Origin of the sequence: Streptomyces sp. NPDC127129, assembly GCF_042671585.1 — a bacterium.
GTDB lineage: Bacteria > Actinomycetota > Actinomycetes > Streptomycetales > Streptomycetaceae > Streptomyces.
Map to the genome: position 1 here is coordinate 85,112 of NZ_JBHXTV010000014.1, position 12,936 is coordinate 98,047.

10 protein-coding genes are annotated in these 12,936 nt (G+C 73.2%); 3 read left to right on the top strand and 7 right to left on the bottom strand.

The annotated features are described in order from the left end of the window. Positions 1 to 68 precede the first annotated feature (68 nt). From sucD to ACFVGW_RS25685, 6 genes are all read right to left on the bottom strand, one after another. On the bottom strand, positions 69 to 953 hold the full coding sequence (sucD, locus tag ACFVGW_RS25660) for a succinate--CoA ligase subunit alpha (protein ID WP_385853627.1): 885 nt from the start codon (positions 951 to 953) through the stop codon (positions 69 to 71). Between the two features lie 19 nt (positions 954 to 972). Beyond that, positions 973 to 2,151, bottom strand: a complete 1,179-nt coding sequence (gene sucC, locus ACFVGW_RS25665; protein WP_383223234.1) for an ADP-forming succinate--CoA ligase subunit beta — start codon at positions 2,149 to 2,151, stop codon at positions 973 to 975. A gap of 377 nt (positions 2,152 to 2,528) precedes the next feature. After that, positions 2,529 to 3,725 (bottom strand): VWA domain-containing protein, encoded by a 1,197-nt coding sequence (locus ACFVGW_RS25670; protein WP_385853628.1) that lies wholly within the window; start codon positions 3,723 to 3,725, stop codon positions 2,529 to 2,531. Beyond that, the gene (locus tag ACFVGW_RS25675; protein WP_385853629.1) at positions 3,722 to 6,100 is read right to left on the bottom strand and encodes a DUF5682 family protein; all 2,379 of its coding nucleotides are present in this window, start codon (positions 6,098 to 6,100) and stop codon (positions 3,722 to 3,724) included. The genes ACFVGW_RS25670 and ACFVGW_RS25675 overlap by 4 nt, the downstream gene beginning before the upstream one ends. After that, complete coding sequence (locus ACFVGW_RS25680) at positions 6,097 to 7,266, bottom strand: AAA family ATPase (protein WP_352192176.1); 1,170 nt, start codon at positions 7,264 to 7,266, stop codon at positions 6,097 to 6,099. Before ACFVGW_RS25680 ends, ACFVGW_RS25675 begins: the two co-directional genes overlap by 4 nt. 110 nt (positions 7,267 to 7,376) lie before the next feature. Beyond that, the gene (locus ACFVGW_RS25685) at positions 7,377 to 7,787 is read right to left on the bottom strand and encodes a hypothetical protein (protein WP_352192177.1); all 411 of its coding nucleotides are present in this window, start codon (positions 7,785 to 7,787) and stop codon (positions 7,377 to 7,379) included. Between the two features lie 148 nt (positions 7,788 to 7,935). Here ACFVGW_RS25685 and ACFVGW_RS25690 point away from each other — a divergent pair, with 148 nt between their 5' ends. Together ACFVGW_RS25690 and ACFVGW_RS25695 are read left to right on the top strand one after the other, a co-directional pair. Then, a complete protein-coding gene (locus tag ACFVGW_RS25690) occupies positions 7,936 to 9,294 on the top strand; it encodes an SWIM zinc finger family protein (RefSeq protein WP_385853630.1) in 1,359 nt (452 codons plus the stop codon). Positions 9,295 to 9,391: 97 nt separating this feature from the next. Beyond that, positions 9,392 to 11,032, top strand: a complete 1,641-nt coding sequence (locus tag ACFVGW_RS25695) for a DUF5691 domain-containing protein (RefSeq protein WP_385853631.1) — start codon at positions 9,392 to 9,394, stop codon at positions 11,030 to 11,032. 204 nt (positions 11,033 to 11,236) lie between these two features. Here the strand turns inward: ACFVGW_RS25695 and ACFVGW_RS25700 are convergent, their stop codons facing one another. Further along, positions 11,237 to 11,644 carry a cobalamin B12-binding domain-containing protein gene (locus ACFVGW_RS25700; RefSeq protein ID WP_352192180.1) on the bottom strand — a complete coding sequence of 136 codons (408 nt, stop codon included), beginning with the start codon at positions 11,642 to 11,644 and terminating at the stop codon, positions 11,237 to 11,239. A gap of 294 nt (positions 11,645 to 11,938) precedes the next feature. Between ACFVGW_RS25700 and ACFVGW_RS25705 the strand changes: the two genes are divergently transcribed. Continuing rightward, positions 11,939 to 12,745 carry an esterase/lipase family protein gene (locus ACFVGW_RS25705; protein WP_385853632.1) on the top strand — a complete coding sequence of 269 codons (807 nt, stop codon included), beginning with the start codon at positions 11,939 to 11,941 and terminating at the stop codon, positions 12,743 to 12,745. The last annotated feature ends 191 nt before the right edge of the window (positions 12,746 to 12,936 follow it).

Below are 12,936 nucleotides of genomic sequence, written 5' to 3' on the forward strand. Positions count from 1 at the left end.
AGTGGGCCCCGCCCCCACCCGGTCTCCCGGGCGGGGGCGGGGCCCACCTGTGCGGTTCAGACGCTGCTTCAGCCCGCGAGGATCGCGCGCGCCAGCTTGGCGGTCTCCGTCGGCGTCTTGCCGACCTTGACGCCGGCGGCCTCGAGGGCCTCCTTCTTCGCCTGGGCGGTGCCGGAGGAGCCGGAGACGATGGCACCGGCGTGGCCCATGGTCTTGCCCTCGGGCGCGGTGAAGCCCGCGACGTAGCCGACGACCGGCTTGGTGACGTTCTTCGCGATGAAGTCCGCCGCACGCTCCTCGGCGTCGCCGCCGATCTCGCCGATCATGACGATCAGGTCGGTGTCGGGGTCGGCCTCGAACGCCGCGAGGGCGTCGATGTGCGTGGTGCCGATGACCGGGTCGCCACCGATGCCGACGGCGGACGAGAAGCCGATGTCACGGAGCTCGTACATCATCTGGTACGTCAGCGTGCCGGACTTCGAGACCAGGCCGATGCGGCCCGGCTTCGTGATGTCGCCCGGGATGATGCCGGCGTTGGACTGGCCCGGGGTGATGAGACCGGGGCAGTTCGGGCCGATGATGCGGGTCTTGTTGCCCTTCGACTGCGCGTACGCCCAGAAGGCGGCGGAGTCGTGGACGGCGATGCCCTCGGTGATGACGACGGCCAGCGGGATCTCGGCGTCGATCGCCTCGACCACGGCGGCCTTGGCGAAGGCCGGCGGGACGAAGAGGACCGAGACGTTGGCGCCGGTCTCCTTCATCGCCTCGGCGACGGAGCCGAAGACCGGGACCTCGGTGCCGTCGAAGTCGACGGACGTACCGGCCTTGCGCGGGTTGACGCCACCGACGATGTTGGTGCCGTCACCCAGCATGAGCTTGGTGTGCTTCATGCCCGTGGCACCGGTCATGCCCTGGACGATGACCTTGCTGTCCTTGGTCAGGAAGATAGCCATGGTGTTCTGACCTCGTCCCTTACTTCGCAGCCGCGAGCTCGGCGGCCTTGTCGGCCGCGCCGTCCATGGTGTCCACACGCTGCACGAGCGGGTGGTTCGCGTCCGACAGGATCTTGCGACCCAGCTCCGCGTTGTTGCCGTCGAGGCGCACGACCAGCGGCTTGGTGACCTCTTCGCCCTTGGAGGCGAGGAGCTCCAGCGCCTGGACGATGCCGTTGGCGACCTCGTCACAGGCGGTGATGCCACCGAAGACGTTGACGAACACGGACTTGACGTCCGGGTCGCCCAGGATGATCTCCAGGCCGTTCGCCATGACCTCGGCGGAGGCGCCGCCGCCGATGTCGAGGAAGTTGGCCGGCTTCACGCCGCCGTGGTTCTCACCGGCGTACGCGACGACGTCCAGGGTCGACATGACCAGGCCGGCGCCGTTGCCGATGATGCCGACCTCGCCGTCCAGCTTGACGTAGTTGAGGCCCTTGGCCTTGGCCGCAGCCTCGAGCGGGTTGGCTGCGTCCTTGTCCTCGAGCGCCTCGTGCCCGGGCTGACGGAAGTCGGCGTTGGCGTCCAGGGACACCTTGCCGTCCAGGGCCAGGATGCGGCCGTCCTTGGTCTTCACCAGCGGGTTGACCTCGACGAGGAGCGCGTCCTCGGCGACGAAGGTCTTCCACAGGGTCACCATCGCCTCGGCGACGCCCTCGGCCACGTCGGCCGGGAACTGCGCCTGGGCCACGATCTCGCGGGCCTTCTCGATGTCGACGCCGTCGACGGCGTTGACCGGAACCTTCGCGAGGGCCTCGGGGGTCTTCTCCGCGACCTCCTCGATGTCCATGCCGCCCTGCACCGACGCCATCGCGAGGAAGGTGCGGTTGGTGCGGTCGAGGAGGTACGAGACGTAGTACTCCGCCTCGATCTCCGGGGACAGCTCGGCGATCATCACCTTGTGGACCGTGTGGCCCTTGATGTCCATCCCGAGGATGTCCGTCGCGCGGGCGACGGCCTCGTCGGGGTTGGCGGCCAGCTTCACGCCGCCGGCCTTGCCGCGGCCGCCGACCTTCACCTGCGCCTTGACGACCGACTTGCCGCCAAGACGCTCGGTGGCCTCGCGCGCCGCCTCAGGCGTGTCGATGACTTCACCGGCCAGCACCGGTACACCGTGCTTGGCGAAGAGGTCCCTCGCCTGGTACTCGAACAGGTCCACGCGCGTCCGTCCCTTTTCTGATGATCGCGGTTCGTTGTCTGCGTGGGCGTGCCGCGAAGGGCAACGTGACTGCGCTGTCACAAGGGAGGCGTACACGGTGTCCGTGGACGCGGCATGTCCGTCTCGCAGGTTATCCCCGCAGGCCGTGGGTCCCTAAATCGCAGCTCACACCGGAGCGGTGATACGGGTCACAGATCGTAGGGACTCCGGGGCGGTCCGTAGGGGTACCCGGCGGTGACCTGGGGGCCCCTGGCACAGGTGGGAACAGGGGTGTAGGGCCCTCACGACGCGCCCGGAAGCGAGGTGAGGGCCCCGAGGGCCCCGATGTGATATGGGCCTCAGTGTGCCCGGGCGCGCCCGGTCGGGTGGTGGATCGGCTACGGATTCCGCAGCGTCCCCGCCGTGTCCGGCACGGGCAGCGGACGCTTCTCGATCGCCGCCGCCATCACCTCGGGGAAGAGATCCGGGGTGCAGGCGAAGGCGGGGGCGCCGAGCGCGGCGAGCGCGGCCGCGTGCTCGCGGTCGTAGGCGGGAGCTCCCTCGTCGGAGAGCGCGAGGAGGGCGACGAACTGCACGCCGGACGCCTTCATGGCCGCGACCCGCTTCAGCATCTCGTCGCGGATGCCCCCTTCGTAGAGGTCGCTGATGAGGACGACGACGGTGTCGGCCGGCCGGGTGATCTGGGACTGGCAGTAGGCGAGGGCCCGGTTGATGTCGGTGCCGCCGCCGAGCTGGGTGCCGAAGAGCACGTCGACGGGGTCGTCGAGCTGGTCGGTGAGGTCGACGACCGCCGTGTCGAAGACGACGAGCCGGGTCGCGATCGACCGCATGGAGGCGAGGACGGCGCCGAACACGGAGGCGTAGACGACGGAGGCCGCCATCGAGCCGGACTGGTCGATGCAGAGGACGACGTCCTTCTTGACCGACTGCGCCGCCCGGCCGTAGCCGACGAGCCGCTCGGGGACGACCGTGCGGTACTCGGGCAGATAGTTCTTGAGGTTGGCGCGGATCGTGCGGTTCCAGTCGATGTCCCGGTGCCGGGGGCGGCTGATCCGGGCCGAGCGGTCGAGCGCACCGGTGAGAGTGGCCCGGGTCCGGGTGGCGAGCCGCTTCTCCAGGTCGTCGACGACCTTCCGTACGACCGCCCGGGCCGTCTCCTTGGTCGTCTCGGGCATGACCTTGTTCAGGGAGAGCAGCGTGCCGACGAGGTGGACGTCCGCCTCGACGGCCTCCAGCATCTCGGGCTCCAGGAGGAGGGTGGAGAGCCCGAGGCGGTCGATGGCGTCGCGCTGCATGACCTGGACGACGGAGCTGGGGAAGTACGTCCGGATGTCGCCGAGCCAGCGGGCGACGGAGGGTGCGGAAGCGCCGAGTCCGGCGGACCGGTCGCGCCCGGTGCCGTTCGCCCCGGTCTTCTTCGTCCCTCCTCCGTAGAGCGCGGTCAGGGCGCCGTCCATGGCGGCGTCCGTGCCGGTGAGGGAGCGGCCGGTGCCGTCCGCCTCGCCGCCGCCGAGGACCATGCGCCAGCGGCGCAGCCGCTCGTCGTGCCCCGTTCCTCCGGTCGTTCCGGTCATCGGTCCGCCCCCGCCATGTCGATGTCTCCCAGGATCAGCGCGAGCACCGGCAGGACTCCGTCGGCCCGCTCGTCGTCGAGGCCGGCGCCGAAGCCGGGCAGGCCGGTCTCGGTACGGCCGGATGCGGCGGACGGGCCGCGGGCCACCAGCTCGCCCAGGGTGCGGCGCACGCCGGTTTCGTACGCCGAGAACGTGCGGCGCAGCAGCGGCAGGACGTCGGTGAAGGCGTCCGCCGTGACGCCCGTCAGCCAGGTGTCGACCAGTGCGAGCAGCCGTTCGTCATGGACGAGGAGCATGCCTCCGCCGGACGCGCCGCCGACGAACCCCTCGATCCAGGCGGCGGCGTCGGCGGGCGGGGTGCCGGGCGAGAGGGCGAGGCCCATGAGCCGCGCGGCCTCGTCCTCGTCGAGGCCGCCCTCGTCGAGGAGCAGCCGGGCGGCCCGGCCCCGGATGGTGCCCGGCACGCTGTCGCGGTCGGCGAGCCCGCGCAGGACGCCGGCCCATCTGCCGGTCAGCTCCGCGTGGTCGGGGAGCAGCTGGAGCGCGCCGTGGACGCCGTCGAGATGGCCGCGCATCTCGACGGCGGCGTCGGTGTCGAGCCCTGTGCAGGCGGGCGGCAGGCCGACGCAGATCCGTTCGGCGAGCCCGGCGGCGACCTCGCCGAGCGCGGCGGTGTCGGTGGCGCGTACGTCTCCGTAGCGCAGGGAGCGGGCGAGCGCGGGAAGGGCCTGCGCGAGGTGGGCGACGTCGGTGTCGAGCGCGGCGCGGTCGGCGAGGGCCGTCATGACGACGGGCAGGGCGGCGCCGAGTCCGCCGAGCAGGCACTGCTCGGCGAGCGCGGTGACGTCGGCGAGGGTCGTCGCCTCCAGGGCGCGGGCCTCGGCCTTGGCGGTGGCGGCGGATTCGACGGTGGTGCCCCAGACGCCGGCCTCGGCGACACGGACGTGCAGCTCGGGCTCCCAGAGCAGCCGCCAGCTCTCCCGGAAGGTGCCGGTGCTGCCGCGTCCGGCCACGGGTGTGCCCCAGCCGACGGAGAGCAGGGTGAGCCGGTGCAGCATGCGGCTGCGTGCCGCGTCGTTCTCCTTGCGCAGATCGAGCTCCAGCTCCCGCTCCTGCGCCTCGGGCCTGAGGCGCAGGCTGCGCTGGAGCCGGGTGAGGTCGCGCTGGAGCGGCACGGCGGGGGCGGCGGCCGGGACCTCGCCGAGGACGTCTCCGACGACGAGGCGGTCCCGCACGAGGTCGAGCCGCAGGTCGGAGCCGTCGCACATCACGGCCCGCACGGCGTCGGTGGTCTCGCCGAGCCCTGCGAGCGGCCTGCCGCGCATCGCCGCGAGGGTCTCGGCGAGACGCACGGCCTCGATGACATGGGCGGAGGAGACCATCGTGTCCTCCGCCCTGAGGAGGCCGGCGACCTTGGTCATCCAGCGCTCGACCGGACGGTCGGGGGCGGCGAAGAGGTGTCCGTACCAGCCGGGGGCGTCGATGCCCGCCCCGTATCCGGAGCGGCGGGCGAGGCGGCGGTGGGTCCAGGGCACCCAGGTCATCTCGGTCCTCACCTTGGGCAGCCCCTTGAGCAGGGCGCGGTCGGCGGTCGCGGTCGTCCTGCCCAGCAGCGCGGGCACGTGCCAGGCGCCGCAGACGACCGCCACGGCGTCGTCCCCGAACTCCTTGCGGGCGGCCCGGAGCTGGATCCGCATGTACGCCTCGCGGATCAGGTCGCGGGCGTGGCCGCCGTGGCCGTACGTCTCGCGCAGGGCGCCCATGGCGTCGGCGAGCGCCCCGAAGGGGGCGACGGGGTCGGCGGCGCCGCGCAGTTCGACCACGTCCTCCCACCAGCGCTCGGGGTCGTCGTACCCGGCGGCGCGCGCGAGCTCGGCGATGGGGTCGATCCGCAGCCCCTGGTCGGCCTCGTCCTCCTCGCCGTCGCCCCAGGTGGGGTCGGCGGCGGCGGCGAGGGTGTGGGCGGCGGGGAGGTCAATGAAGCGGACGGCGGCGCCGTGGCCGAGGGCCCAGCGGATCGCCACCCACTCGGGCGAGAACTCCGCGAAGGGCCAGAACGCGGCCCGGCCGGGGTCGTCCACGGCGTGGGCGAGCAGGGCGACCGGCGGCCGCATCCCGTCGTCACCGGCGAGCGCGAGGAGGGCGTCGGCCTCCGGCGGTCCCTCGATCAGCACGACCGCCGGCCGCCGCGCCTCCAACGCCCCCCGGACGGCCCGAGCCGACCCGGGCCCGTGATGCCGCACCCCGAGGAACAGCGTCCCGGCCCCGCCCTCAGGGCCGGCCGCCCCTCGCGAACGCCCCGGCGTCCCCGCCTCGCCGGGGGCCTGAGAGGCCGTGATCGGCGGGGGTGCCTCCGCCGTCCGAGGCGCTGTCATGCGCTCACCTCGCGGCAGGCGCGGTAGAAGTCCTTCCAGCCGTCTCTCTCCCGGACGACCGTCTCCAGGTACTCCTGCCAGATGACGCGGTCCGCGGCCGGGTCGCGGACGACGGCGCCGAGGATGCCCGCGGCGACGTCGGCCGGGCGCAGCACTCCGTCGCCGAAATGGGCGGAGAGCGCGAGGCCGCCGGTCACGACGGAGATGGCCTCGGCCGTGGACAGCGTCCCCGAGGGGGACTTGAGCTTGGTGCGGCCGTCCGTCGTGACACCGTCGCGCAGCTCGCGGAAGACGGTGACGACCCGCCGGATCTCCTCGACCCCCTCGGGCACGGCCGGCAGATCGAGCGAGCGGCCGAGCTGGTCGACGCGGCGCGCGACGATGTCGACCTCGGCGTCCGGCGTGGCGGGCAGCGGCAGCACCACGGTGTTGAAGCGGCGGCGCAGCGCGCTGGAGAGGTCGTTGACCCCGCGGTCCCGGTCGTTGGCTGTGGCGATGAGGTTGAAGCCCCGTACCGCCTGGACCTCCTGGCCCAGCTCCGGCACGGGCAGGGTCTTCTCCGACAGGATCGTGATGAGCGTGTCCTGCACGTCGGCGGGGATGCGGGTGAGCTCCTCGACGCGGGCGGTCAGCCCTTCGGACATGGCGCGCATGACGGGACTGGGCACGAGCGCGTCCCGACTGGGGCCGTGGGCAAGCAGTTTGGCGTAGTTCCAGCCGTACCGGATCGCCTCCTCGGGCGTCCCGGCGGTGCCCTGGACCAGCAGCGTCGAGTCACCGCTGACGGCGGCCGCGAGGTGCTCGGAGACCCAGGTCTTGGCGGTGCCGGGCACGCCGAGCAGCAGCAGCGCCCGGTCGGTGGCGAGTGTGGTGACGGCGACCTCGACGATGCGGCGCGGTCCGACGTACTTCGGTGTGATCACCGTTCCGTCCGGGAGCGTCCCGCCGAGGAGATAGGTGGCGACGGCCCACGGCGAGAGCTGCCAACGGGCGGGCCGCGGCCGGTCGTCGGCCGCGGCAAGCGCCTTGAGCTCGTCCGCGAAGGCCTGTTCGGCGTGCGGCCGCAGGACCTCGGAGCCGAGGTCCGGGACGGCCGGAACGGCGCCCGCCCCGGTGTCGGTTCCGGCACCGGGCACGGCGCTCGCGATGGTTTCGGACACGGTCATGGATCCCCCTCCAGATCGTCGACCTGATGTGGGATCCACCGTGCACCATGGCACTGACAGTCGGCCCCGGCCGCCGGCCGGAGGGGCCGAAACCGGCTGTGCCCGCGGGATCAGCCGGCGATCGGGGAGACCGCGACGCAGCCTCCGGCCATCGCCTCCGGGCCCTTCGCCTCCTTGATGACCTTGCCCTCGTGGATGACCTTGCAGGTGAGGTCGGACGGGTCGAGCGCGATCGGCATGACGGCCGGCGGCATGATCCCCTTCAGCGTCACCGTCTTCTTCCACGGCGTGGCCGGCTTCGTCTCCTTCTCGAGCTTCGGCTCCATGGCCGTGCCGCTGCCGCCGTGGTACTCGATCGACTCGATGCCCTTGCCGGAGACCTCGTAGGTGACCTCGAAGGTCTCGTTCACGGCCTTGTCGACCTGGTCCGCGGCCTTGTCCGCGGCCGAGCAGGCGCCGAGGCCGAAGGCGAGACCGGTGACGGCGAGCGCCGAGACGGCGGTGCGGATGGTGCGCTTCATGAGGGGTCCCCCTGTGTACGAGTCGTGTGGCGGGTCGGGGGCAGACAATCGTAAAGATAAGGCAAAGTCAAATACCCGGCGCGGCCCTCTCCGTGTTCGAACGAGCAGGTCAAGTCCATTGTCAGTGGGGCCCCCTACCGTCGGGGACATGAACACACAGGGGGTGCGCTGGACGGCGGATCAGGTGCTGGCACTGGCTCCTGACGACGCCTCGCGCAGAGCGGGAAGCAAGCTCGGCACGGCCGGACCCTGGTCGGGAACGGGCAGCGGCGACGGGGCCGTGTGGGGGCTGTGCAAGGGCAGCGGCAGCAAGCCGTACCGGACGGTCGTCGACACCACGGGACCGGCGTACACGTGCAGTTGCCCCAGCCGGAAGTTCCCGTGCAAGCACGCGCTGGGGCTGCTCCTGCTCTGGGCGTCGGACACGGCGGCCGTCACGGCCGCCGGCGTGCCCGACTGGGCCTCCGGCTGGCTGGAGGGCAGACGCGAGCGCGCGGCCGTCCGCGCGAAGGGCGCGGACGGCGCGGCTCCTGCGGCCCCCGCCGACCCCGAGGCCGCGCGCCGCAGGGCCGAGCGGCGCTCGGCCCGGATCACCTCGGGCGCCGAGGAGTTGGAGCAGCGGCTCGCCGATCTGCTCCGCGGCGGCCTGGCCTCGGCGGAGCAGTCGGGATACGGACTGTGGGAGGAGACGGCGGCCCGCATGGTCGACGCCCAGGCGCCGGGACTGGCGGGCCGGGTCCGGGAGTTGGGCGCCATTCCCGGCTCGGGCCAGGGCTGGCCGGTCCGGCTCCTGGAGGAGTGCGCCCTGACCCATCTCCTCGACCGGGCCTGGCTCTCGGTGGACCGGCTCCCCGATCCGCTCGCGGCGACGGTGCGGACCCGGGTGGGCCTCACGGCCCCCGCCGAGGGCCCCTCGGTGCGGGACCGCTGGCTCGTCCTCGCCCAGTACGACACCGGTGACGGCAAGCTGACGACGCGGCGCATCTGGCTGCACGGCCGCGACACCGGGCGCACGGCTCTGCTGCTCTCCTTCGGAGCGGTCGGACGCGCGCCCCAACTGGCTCTGCCCGTGGGCGTGGTGATCGACGCCGCGATCGTCCCGCACGCGGGCGCCGGGGCGCTCAGGGCGGAGCTGGGAGAGCGGTTCGCCGCCCCGGCCCCGCTCGACGCCCCACCCCGCGGCGGCACCGTCGGCGACGCGCTCGCGGTGTACGGCCGCGCCCTGCGCGAGGACCCCTGGCTGGACTCCTGGCCGGTGACGCTCTCCGACGTCGTACCGATACCGACGGACCACGGCTGGCAGCTCGCCGACGCGGCCCCGTCCACGGACGGCGGCGCGGCGCTGCCCATCAGCGGCCCCGCGCTCGGCCGGCCGGGCCTGTGGCGCCTGGCCGCGCTCTCCGGGGGCGGGCCGGTGACCGTCTTCGGCGAGTGCGGACACCGCGGGTTCACTCCGCTCGCCGCCTGGTCGGCGGACGCTCCCGGCGAGACGGTCCCGCTCCACTGACTCCGCCCGCCCGACTCCGTGCGACGTCCACGAACCCGACTCCGTGCGACGTCCACGAACCGACCCCGTACGCCCGACCCCGTATGCCCGACTCCGTATGCCCGACGACAGCCTGGAGGCCTTCATGGACGCCTGGGAAGAACTCGTCACCTCGGCGCTGCTCGGCACGGACCGCCGGCCGCCGGCGCTCCCCGCGACGGCCGCAGGCGGCGCTCCCGTCGCCCTGCTCGACGCCGCCGCGCGCCACACCGTACGGCGCAGGGCGGGCCTGCGCCCCGGTCCCGCCGCCCCGGCGCCCGAGCCCGCGCCGGAGGACCACCGCCGCCCTCTGCCCGAGGCCGCCCGCCACCGACTCGGCCAGCTGCTCGCCGGCCGCGCCGCCCCTGCCCCGTCCGGCGGTCGGCGCGGGGCCGCGCCCGACCTCGCCGAGCTGCTTCCCCAGTGGCTCGCCACAGCCAACGAACACGGTTACAAGGCACCCGCGTCCGCCCTGCCCGCGCTCCTCGACGCCGCCCGCGCCCGTACGGACCTGCGGCCGCAGGCGCTGACGCTGGCCGGGCCGCGCGGGCTCTGGCTGGCCCGGCTCAACCCGGACTGGAAGTTCGCGCTGCGCGGGGCGGGAGGCAGCGCCGCGCTCCCCGGCGCCCGGGACCGCGAGGCGGTCGAGGCGCTCTGGGAGGAGGGCCTGTTCGCCGAGCGGGTCGCGCTGCTCGCCTCCGTACGTGCCGAGGATCCCGCGGCCGGTCTGGCGCTGCTGCGCTCCACCTGGACGGCGGAGCGGGCCGAGGACCGGCTGATGTTCCTGGACTCGCTGCGGGCCGGACTCTCCGGCGCGGACGAGGAGTTCCTGGAGGAGGCTCTGTCCGACCGCAGCCGTAACGTGCGGTCCACCGCCGCCGAGCTGCTCTCCGCCCTGCCCGCGTCGGCCCTCGCCGACCGCATGGCGGGCCGCGCGTCGTCCTGCGTCTCCCTGGACCGTACGGAAGGGCCCGCGAGAATCGCCGTCGAGGCGCCCCACGAGTGCGACGCCGGTATGCAGCGGGACGGAGTCGTCGCCGTCCCGCCGACGGGACGGGGCGAGCGGTCCTGGTGGCTGGGCCGGATCGTCGAGTCGGCGCCGCTGTCCTGCTGGCCGGAGCGGTTCGCGGGACGCACCCCCGAGGAGATCGTCGCGCTGCCGGTCACCGACGACTGGGAGGGGGAGCTGCACGCCGCGTGGTGCCGTGCCGCCGTCCGCCAGCGGGACGCCGACTGGTCGCGGGCGCTGCTCGGCGCCCCGTCCGCCCCTCCGGCGACCGGCCCGGGCACGTCGTCCCTGGCGGAGCGGGCGAAGCTACTCTCGATACTCCCCCACGAGGAGCGGGCCCGCTGGGTCGCCTCGTTCATAGCGGCCCACGGCCTGTCGGAGGCCTTCCAGCTCCTCGGGGTCTGCACGGTGCCCTGGTCCGGGCCGCTGGGCGGGGCGGTGATCGACGCCCTGGACATCGCGCGGGACGCGGGCAGCTACCCCTGGAGCTTCAGCGGAGTGATGGGCCTCGCCGAACGCTGCCTCTCGCCCGACGCGGCGGGCCAGCTGGAGTCACTGACCGCCCTGACGACGGACCCGGAGGACGCGTCCCCGGGAGCCGGGGGGTACTGGTCGGAGGCGTTCCAGCGCCTGGTGTCGACGCTCCGCCTGCGCGCGCAGATGCAGACGGAACTCACGGACCCGACGGATCCGGCAACCCCACCGGGGTAACCGCGAGGCAGTGCGGCCGGTGGCCCCGCGGGGCGCCGGATTGAGCCGTTCGGGTGAAAGCCCGCCACGGTTCCGGCCGCGTGCCACCCCGTCCGGAAGCGGCCCGGCAGTCAGGCGACGTCAGGCACGGCGGTCGGGCACGAGGGCGCGCGGCAGCGGCCCGCGCCGGGGTCGCCCGCGCCGGCCCGGCCCGCCCCGCAGGGCTTACGCGGCGACGCGGACGTTCGCGTTGACCCACTCCACGATGGACGTCGTCGTCGCACCGGGGGTGAAGATCTCCGCCACGCCCTTGTCCTTCAGCGGCGCGATGTCGGCCTCGGGGATGATGCCGCCGCCGAAGACCTTGATGTCCTCCGCGTCGCGCTCCTTCAGAAGCTCCAGGACCTTCACGAACAGCGTGTTGTGCGCACCCGAGAGGATCGACAGGCCGATCGCGTCGGCGTCCTCCTGGATCGCCGTGTCCACGATCTGCTCCGGCGTCTGGTGCAGTCCCGTGTAGATGACCTCCATGCCGGCGTCGCGCAGTGCCCGCGCGATCACCTTGGCCCCGCGATCGTGGCCGTCGAGACCCGGCTTGGCCACCACCACGCGGATCGGACCGGTCACACCCATCACTGCCTCCACATGCGACCCCCGCGCTTCATTGCCCGGGGAGGTGAACGAACGTTATCGCCAGCATCCCGCACGCCGCTGTTTCGCGGTGGGCAGCGAGGGGGAAATCACACGGTGGGACATTGTTCGCCTGCGCCGGACCCCCGGGCCCTCCTCCTGGGCCCACCAGCCGCAAGGGTCGTGCGCCAGGGAGCCGCAACGGGGTAGCCGTACGTCCGGGCCGTCAGCCGGCGGCCCGGACGTACGGCTCACCGGACTACCGTTCGGCGCCCGCGTGCCGCTCGGAGGTAGCCGATGGAGCTCACCAGGCTCACCAAGGTCACCACAGCACTGAAGGCCAACGCCCTCGAGCTGGCGATCCTCACCGGCCATCTGCTCCTCTACCCCTCAGGCATCGCCTCCGAGCGCCCCGATGCCGCCGCCGATCCCGACGCCGCGCCGGGGACCGGGACCGGGAAGGGTCGCCCCGTCGTCCTCCTCCACGGTTTCGTGGACAACCGCAGCGTCTTCGTCCTGCTGCGCCGCGCCCTGGCCCGGCACGGCCATCACCCCGTCGAGTCGTTCAACTACTCACCGCTCACCTGCGACCTGCGCGCCGCCGCCGAGCTGCTCGGCCGCCACGTCGAAGAGGTCTGCGCCCGCACGGGCCGGACCGAGGTGGACGTCGTCGGGCACAGCCTGGGCGGCCTGATCGCCCGTTATTACGTACAGCGCCTGGGCGGCGACGCGCGGGTGCGGACGTTGGTCATGCTCGGGACCCCGCACGCCGGCACCACCGCCGTCGCCTGGGTCGGAGCCCATCCCCTGATCCGCCAGATGCGCCCCGGCTCCGAGGTACTGCAGGAGCTCGCCGAGCCCGCGCCGGGCTGCCGGACGCGCTGCGTCAGCTTCTGGAGCGACCTGGACCAGGTGATGGTGCCGGTGGAGACGGCCCGCCTCGACCACCCCGATCTGCGGGTGCACAACGTTCAGGTCAGCGGCATCGGCCATCTCGCCCTGCCGGTGCATCCGACCGTCACGGCGGGGATCTGCGAGGCGCTGGACGTCGACGAGCCGGGCGCCACACCGGAGGCCGAACCGGGAGCCGCGTCCGTCGCCTGAGCCGGGAGGGCTCCAGAGGGTCTGACGACCCGCCAGAAGGCATCTGTTCTTCGAACGTTCCTCGAACACAAGCCAAAGCTCTTCCCCGAGGCCGCCGAAACACGGCCGATTGCCCGTTTCCTGTGGAACCAAAACCCTCGGAAGATTGTCGGTCACGTATACCGCCGGGTACAGTCGCGCCACTGCTTAAC

Excerpts from the sequence above, each read along its gene's own strand:
- sucD (WP_385853627.1), bottom strand. The coding sequence starts at position 953 with ATGGCTATCTTCCTGACCAAGGACAGCAAGGTCATCGTCCAGGGCATG.
- ACFVGW_RS25670 (WP_385853628.1), bottom strand. The coding sequence starts at position 3,725 with ATGACCGGAACGACCGGAGGAACGGGGCACGACGAGCGGCTGCGCCGC.
- ACFVGW_RS25675 (WP_385853629.1), bottom strand. The coding sequence starts at position 6,100 with ATGACAGCGCCTCGGACGGCGGAGGCACCCCCGCCGATCACGGCCTCT.
- ACFVGW_RS25680 (WP_352192176.1), bottom strand. The coding sequence starts at position 7,266 with ATGACCGTGTCCGAAACCATCGCGAGCGCCGTGCCCGGTGCCGGAACC.
- ACFVGW_RS25685 (WP_352192177.1), bottom strand. The coding sequence starts at position 7,787 with ATGAAGCGCACCATCCGCACCGCCGTCTCGGCGCTCGCCGTCACCGGT.
- ACFVGW_RS25690 (WP_385853630.1), top strand. The coding sequence starts at position 7,936 with ATGAACACACAGGGGGTGCGCTGGACGGCGGATCAGGTGCTGGCACTG.
- ACFVGW_RS25695 (WP_385853631.1), top strand. The coding sequence starts at position 9,392 with ATGCCCGACGACAGCCTGGAGGCCTTCATGGACGCCTGGGAAGAACTC.
- ACFVGW_RS25700 (WP_352192180.1), bottom strand. The coding sequence starts at position 11,644 with ATGGGTGTGACCGGTCCGATCCGCGTGGTGGTGGCCAAGCCGGGTCTC.
- ACFVGW_RS25705 (WP_385853632.1), top strand. The coding sequence starts at position 11,939 with ATGGAGCTCACCAGGCTCACCAAGGTCACCACAGCACTGAAGGCCAAC.